Below are 5,033 nucleotides of genomic sequence, written 5' to 3' on the forward strand. Positions count from 1 at the left end.
GTCATGAGGGCTAGCACGGCCCCGGCCAGGTTGCGGCCGCCCCGATGAAGGAGCGCGCTCGTGAGCCACGCATCGCGCCAGGCGAAGCCGCCGGCATCACCGAACCAGCCGGTTACGACGAGATCGAGCCCGGAGAAGTCCCAGCAGAGCAAGGCGCCTAGCGCAAGCAGCGCGACGAAGGCGTCCTGCCTCCGCGCCCGCGCGCGCTGCGTCATCGCGCGGCTGTCGCCACGCTCGAGCCGCGGCACGTGCGCAGCGCGTCCCACGCCGGCTCGTACAAGGCCGTTTGCACGTCGAGCATGCCGAGCACCGTGTGGAACAGGTGATCGTGGCTCGCCGGCTGCTGCGCGCGGCGTTGCAGGCAGGCGGTGTCGAAACCGTTCCGGTTCTGGAAGCCCGCCGACATCCACGTCAGCATCGGAACGCGGGTCTGTACCGCCGGCGCGATCGCATACGGCATGCCGTGCAGGAACAGGTTGCCCTCGCCGAGCGACTCGCCGTGGTCGGAGACGTAGACCACCGCCGTGTCCACCTGGTCCGCGTGCGCGTTCATCGTGGCGATCAGCCTGGCCAGCACATGGTCGGTGTAGAGCAGCGCGTTATCGTAGGCATTGACGATCTGCTCGCGCGTGCAGTTCTGCAGGTCGTCGTCCTCGCAGGCTGGCTGAAAGCGCGCGAAGGCCTCGGGGTAGCGGCGGTGGTAGGCAGGCCCGTGGTTGCCGAGCTGGTGCAGCACCAGCAGTTGCACACCCTGCGCGCGGGTCAAACGCTCGTCCAGCCCGTACAACAGCGCCTCGTCCATGCAACGCCCATCACTGCACGGCCCGGCCCCCTTGATCGATGACACAGCCTCGGTCGGCAAGCCGTCGCACACCCCCTTGCAGCCCGACTGGTTGTCGCGCCAGCGGACCGAGACGCCGGCCCGTGCCGCCACGTGCAGCAGGGATTCGCTGCCCTGGATGCGCGATTCGTCGTAGTCGCGGCGGCCAACCGGCGCGAACATGCAGGGCAGCGACACCTCGGTACTCGTGCCGCAGGCGCTCACGTCGCGAAAGTTTACCACCGGCAAGCGCGACAACTGCGGCGTGGTCTGCCGGGCATAGCCGTTCAACCCCCAGTTCGCCGCCCGGGCGGTCTCGCCGACAACGAGCACCACCACGGTCGGCCGCTTGTGCGCGGACCAGGAAGGGCCGGGCCTGGCGTCGAGGCCGATCGGCTCGCGGGCTGCGTGCATGCCCTGAGCGTCACGCGTTGCGACGCGAGCCAGCGACCACAGGTAGTTGGCCGGCGTGACGAGGTAGCGAGCCTCCTTGTGGTTGCGCATGAACGAGGAGAACGGCTGGAACACCGTCAGGATCGCCACGACGGCCACCGTGCCCGCCAGCAGCAGCACGCCCAGGCGCACCAGCACGGCTTTGGGCCAGCCTCGGTCCACGATCCGCACGCGGCTCAGTAGCGCGAGCGGTACCGCGGCGTACACCAGCAGATGAACCACGAGCGCCCCGGAGAACAACTCGCGAGCTTCGTTCGCGTCGGTGTGCAGCACGTTGCGCAGCATCGACGGGTCCATGTAGGTGCCGTAGTGCTGCATGAAGTAGCTCGCGAACGCGGTGCTCACGACCAGCACCGCGAGCATCGGCTTGACCAGCCAACGGTTGGCGAACATCGCGAGCAAGAACACATGGCCGGCCACCAGCATCGCGGCGAGCGCTGCCGCATAGCCCCAGGTTGCAGGCTCCGGCAGCGCACGCTCGGCGAGCGCCGCGCCGAAGAAGGACCCGTTCGCACTCGCCACCCAGTAGACGCTTGCCGCCAGCAGCACTTGCTCGACAGTGGCCGCAATCCTGAACGAGCGCCAGGAGCGAAAGCCGAAGCCGCATCCGAAGGGGCGAAGGGCGGGGATGGTCATCGGCATCCCGGCGATTCGGCACGCCCGACCTGAAGCGCACCTGAAGGCCGTGCGCAGGGGTCCGGTGGTACCGTGAAGGCCGCCCACCACGAACGCCCCGCGATGCGCCTGCTCCTTGTCGAAGACGACGACATCCTCGGCGAAGGGCTGCGCGATTTCCTGCGGGCCGAAGGCCACGTGGTCGACTGGTGCCGCACCCTCGCCGAAACGCAGTCGCTGCGAGACGAACCTTTCGACGCCCTGCTCGTCGACTGGCAACTTCCCGATGGTTCGGGCCTCGACTGGCTGCGTGCCCGCCGTGCCCGCCGCGACCTCATCCCGGCGCTGATGCTCACCGCGCGCGACATCCTCGGCGATCGCGTCCAGGGCCTGGACAGCGGCGCCGACGACTACCTCGTCAAGCCCTTCTCGCCGGAAGAACTGGCGGCGCGCCTGCGGGCCGTGGGGCGGCGCCTGGCCGGTGTGGCGGCGCCTCGGCTGCACCTGGGCGGCGTCGAAGTCGATCTCGCCGCGCGCACCGCTTACGTGGCGGGCCTGCGCACCGAGCTCACCGCGCGGGAGTGGGCGGTGCTCGAAGCCCTGGCATTGCGGCCCGGCCGCATCGTCGCGAAGGCCGAGCTCGAACGCCTGGTGCTGGGCTTTGAGGCCGAGGTGGCCAGCAACGCGCTCGAAGTCCACGTCTCCAGCCTGCGCCGCAAGCTCGGGCGCGAACTCATCGAGACGGTGCGGGGCCTGGGCTATCGGCTCGGTTCGGCATGAGCGCTCCCACCCGGCCGCTTGGAAGGGAGCGCTCCTTGCCGCTTGGCGGGACCGCGCGCGAGGCTGCGCCCGTCAGTGCCCTGCCTTCGATCCGCAGCCAGCTGTCGCGTGCGCTGCTCGGCTGGTCGGTCGTGTGGGGGCTAGCCGTGGCGGCGGCCATCATGCTGGCGGTGTCGCTCGAGGTAGACGAACTGCTCGACGAGACCTTGCAGGAGTCGGCCGAAGTGCTGGCCGTGCTGTTGACGTCGAGCCCCGATGCGGTCTTGGCCGAACGCCTGCGCGGGACGGGGCGCGCAACACCCGGTGAATCGGGCGGCCATTTCGCCTGGCAACTGGTCGGCCGCGAAGGCCTCTTGTTGCGCTCGCCGCGCGCACCGGCGCAGCCCCTGCGCAGCACACCGACCCCCGGCTTCACGGACACGAGCGACTGGCGGGTGTTCGGCACGGCGCTCGGCGACGACGGCCGCATGCTGTATGTCGCACAGACGATGCAGGAGCGCCGGGAAGCACAGATCGAAATGGGTCTGGGCTCTGCCTTGACCGCGCTGGTCCTCGGCCTGCTCGGCCACCTGCGGCTGCGTGCGCGGGTGCGCCATGAGCTGGCGCCGTTGGAGGCGCTGTCGCAGCGGCTGGCCCATCACGACCCGACCGCGCCCGGCGCATCGCTGGGGCCGGCCGAACGCGAGGAGCTGCAGTCCGTGCATGCGGCGATCGACGATCTGGGCCACCGTCTGGCGCGGCGTGTCGCTCACGAGAGGGCGTTCTCGGCACATGCCGCTCATGCGCTGCGCACGCCACTGGCCGGTATCGACGCGCAGCTCGCCGTCGCGCTGCGCGAAAGCCCACCGGCAGCGCAGCCGCGCATCAAGCGTGCACGCGAGGCTGCCGCCCGCCTTCAGCGAGTGGTGGCGGCCTTGCTCGCGCTGTTTCGCAGCAACGCCGAGCTGATGCGCAGGCCGGTGGATCTGCAGGCGCTGCTGGCACGACTGCCTGTCGAAGGTCTGGCCGTCGACGTGCAGCCCGGCGCGGCCCTCGATGCCGACGCGGACCTGGTGGCCGCGGCCTTGCTGAATCTGCTCGACAACGCGCTACGTTACGGCGCCCACCGCGTGCTCGTTTCCGTCACCGAACCCGGCACGCTGCGCATCCAGGACGACGGGCCGGGCGTGCCCGCGGCACGGCGCCGGGCGCTGCAGCAGGCCGTCGATCAGGCGGCGGACGGCTCCGGAACCGGGCTGGGTCTGCGGCTGGCGGATCTCGTCGCGCGTGCCCATGGCGGGCGCCTCGTGCTGGCCGATGTCGTTGCGGGCTTCGCCGTCGACCTGTCGCTGGGCCAGGCCGGCTGACGGGACCGCCGCTCGCGAGGGCAGCGCCTTCAGCCCCGCTTCAGTCTGGCAGCCCATGCTTCGGCAGTTTCATGCCGCTCCGCGACCTGTCCACTGCGAACCCACGGAGATACTCTCTTGACGCAACTCGATCCGCTGACCTCGCCACCCACCCGGACCGCCGCCGTGTTCTCGAGTCCGCCGAAGAGCCGCGGCGGCATGCGCCGCGTGATCAACGCCTGCCGCTATTCGCTCGCCGGGCTGCGAGCGGCATGGCGACATGAAGCGGCCTTTCGCCAGGAACTCGTGGCCGGTGTTCCGTTGATCGTCTTCGCGCTGTGGTGGGCGCCCGACCGGTGGCAGGCGCTCCTGCTGGTCGGCTCGATCGTGCTCGTCTGGCTGGTCGAGTTGCTCAACTCGGCCGTGGAGTGGCTGGCCGACGCGGTCTCGTCGCAACCGCACCCCCTGCTCGGGCGCGCAAAGGACATGGCGAGCGCGGCCGTGATGCTCAGCCTGCTGCTCGCAGTCGCCACCTGGGCCGTCGTTTTCTGGCCGTGAACCCTCGAACGTTGCGCCGTCGATCTCGGCATCTACATGCCCAAGTGGTCGGGGACGATCTACGAGGTGCTGTCGGCGCCGATCTCGCCGCTGGAGATCGTGGTCGGATCGTCACGCCGCTCACCTTCCTGGGCGGCGGGCTTCTACTCGATCGACATGCTGCCGCCGCACCGGGTACCGGCTCAAGGCTTGAGCTTGCAGTCATAGCATCGGAGGGCCCTGCAAGGAACCGGCGGCGTATCATCCGGACCGAATTCAGTCCGCAACGGAGCGCCGCCATGCCCAGCGACATCATCAGCCTTACCGAGTTCAAGAACGACGCCAGCGCCTGGCTGGAGCGTCTGCAAAGCCAGCCTCCCGTCGTGCTGACGCAAAACGGCCGCGGCAAGGCAGTGGTGCAGAGCTACGAAAGCTACCAGCAGACCCAGTTCTCGCTGGCGCTGCTCACGCGGCTCAATCGCGCCCTGAGCGATGTGCAGACC

6 protein-coding genes and 1 pseudogene are annotated in these 5,033 nt (G+C 69.7%); 5 read left to right on the forward strand and 2 right to left on the reverse strand.

Features of this window, described 5'->3' with window-relative positions; genetic code table 11:
• Positions 1-215, reverse strand: a pseudogene (locus H0W38_RS16355) (PAP2 family protein); the annotation flags it as partial.
• Positions 212-1,909: a phosphoethanolamine transferase gene (locus H0W38_RS16360; protein WP_292456022.1), complete on the reverse strand. Its 1,698-nt coding sequence runs from the start codon at positions 1,907-1,909 to the stop codon at positions 212-214. The gene H0W38_RS16360 and the pseudogene H0W38_RS16355, both read right to left, overlap by 4 nt.
• A gap of 102 nt (positions 1,910-2,011) precedes the next feature.
• On the opposite strand from H0W38_RS16360, the gene H0W38_RS16365 reads away from it, so the two are divergent.
• From H0W38_RS16365 to H0W38_RS16385, 5 genes are all read left to right on the forward strand, one after another.
• Positions 2,012-2,668, forward strand: coding sequence for a response regulator transcription factor (locus H0W38_RS16365; RefSeq protein WP_292456023.1), 657 nt, complete (start codon positions 2,012-2,014; stop codon positions 2,666-2,668).
• The gene (locus tag H0W38_RS16370; RefSeq protein WP_292456024.1) at positions 2,665-4,014 is read left to right on the forward strand and encodes a HAMP domain-containing sensor histidine kinase; all 1,350 of its coding nucleotides are present in this window, start codon (positions 2,665-2,667) and stop codon (positions 4,012-4,014) included. The genes H0W38_RS16365 and H0W38_RS16370 overlap by 4 nt, the downstream gene beginning before the upstream one ends.
• A gap of 198 nt (positions 4,015-4,212) precedes the next feature.
• A complete protein-coding gene (locus tag H0W38_RS16375; RefSeq protein WP_292456028.1) occupies positions 4,213-4,551 on the forward strand; it encodes a diacylglycerol kinase in 339 nt (112 codons plus the stop codon).
• Between the two features lie 36 nt (positions 4,552-4,587).
• A complete protein-coding gene (locus H0W38_RS16380; RefSeq protein ID WP_292456025.1) occupies positions 4,588-4,758 on the forward strand; it encodes a hypothetical protein in 171 nt (56 codons plus the stop codon).
• A 71-nt stretch (positions 4,759-4,829) separates the two neighbouring features.
• Positions 4,830-5,033, forward strand: a 204-nt coding sequence (locus H0W38_RS16385; RefSeq protein WP_292456027.1) for a type II toxin-antitoxin system Phd/YefM family antitoxin, incomplete at its 3' end; no start/stop codon positions are given.

This window comes from Methylibium sp., from assembly GCF_013817365.1.
Classification (GTDB): domain Bacteria; phylum Pseudomonadota; class Gammaproteobacteria; order Burkholderiales; family Burkholderiaceae_C; genus Methylibium.

Excerpts from the sequence above, each read along its gene's own strand:
- H0W38_RS16360 (WP_292456022.1), bottom strand. The coding sequence starts at position 1,909 with ATGACCATCCCCGCCCTTCGCCCCTTCGGATGCGGCTTCGGCTTTCGC.
- H0W38_RS16365 (WP_292456023.1), top strand. The coding sequence starts at position 2,012 with ATGCGCCTGCTCCTTGTCGAAGACGACGACATCCTCGGCGAAGGGCTG.
- H0W38_RS16370 (WP_292456024.1), top strand. The coding sequence starts at position 2,665 with ATGAGCGCTCCCACCCGGCCGCTTGGAAGGGAGCGCTCCTTGCCGCTT.
- H0W38_RS16375 (WP_292456028.1), top strand. The coding sequence starts at position 4,213 with ATGCGCCGCGTGATCAACGCCTGCCGCTATTCGCTCGCCGGGCTGCGA.
- H0W38_RS16380 (WP_292456025.1), top strand. The coding sequence starts at position 4,588 with ATGCCCAAGTGGTCGGGGACGATCTACGAGGTGCTGTCGGCGCCGATC.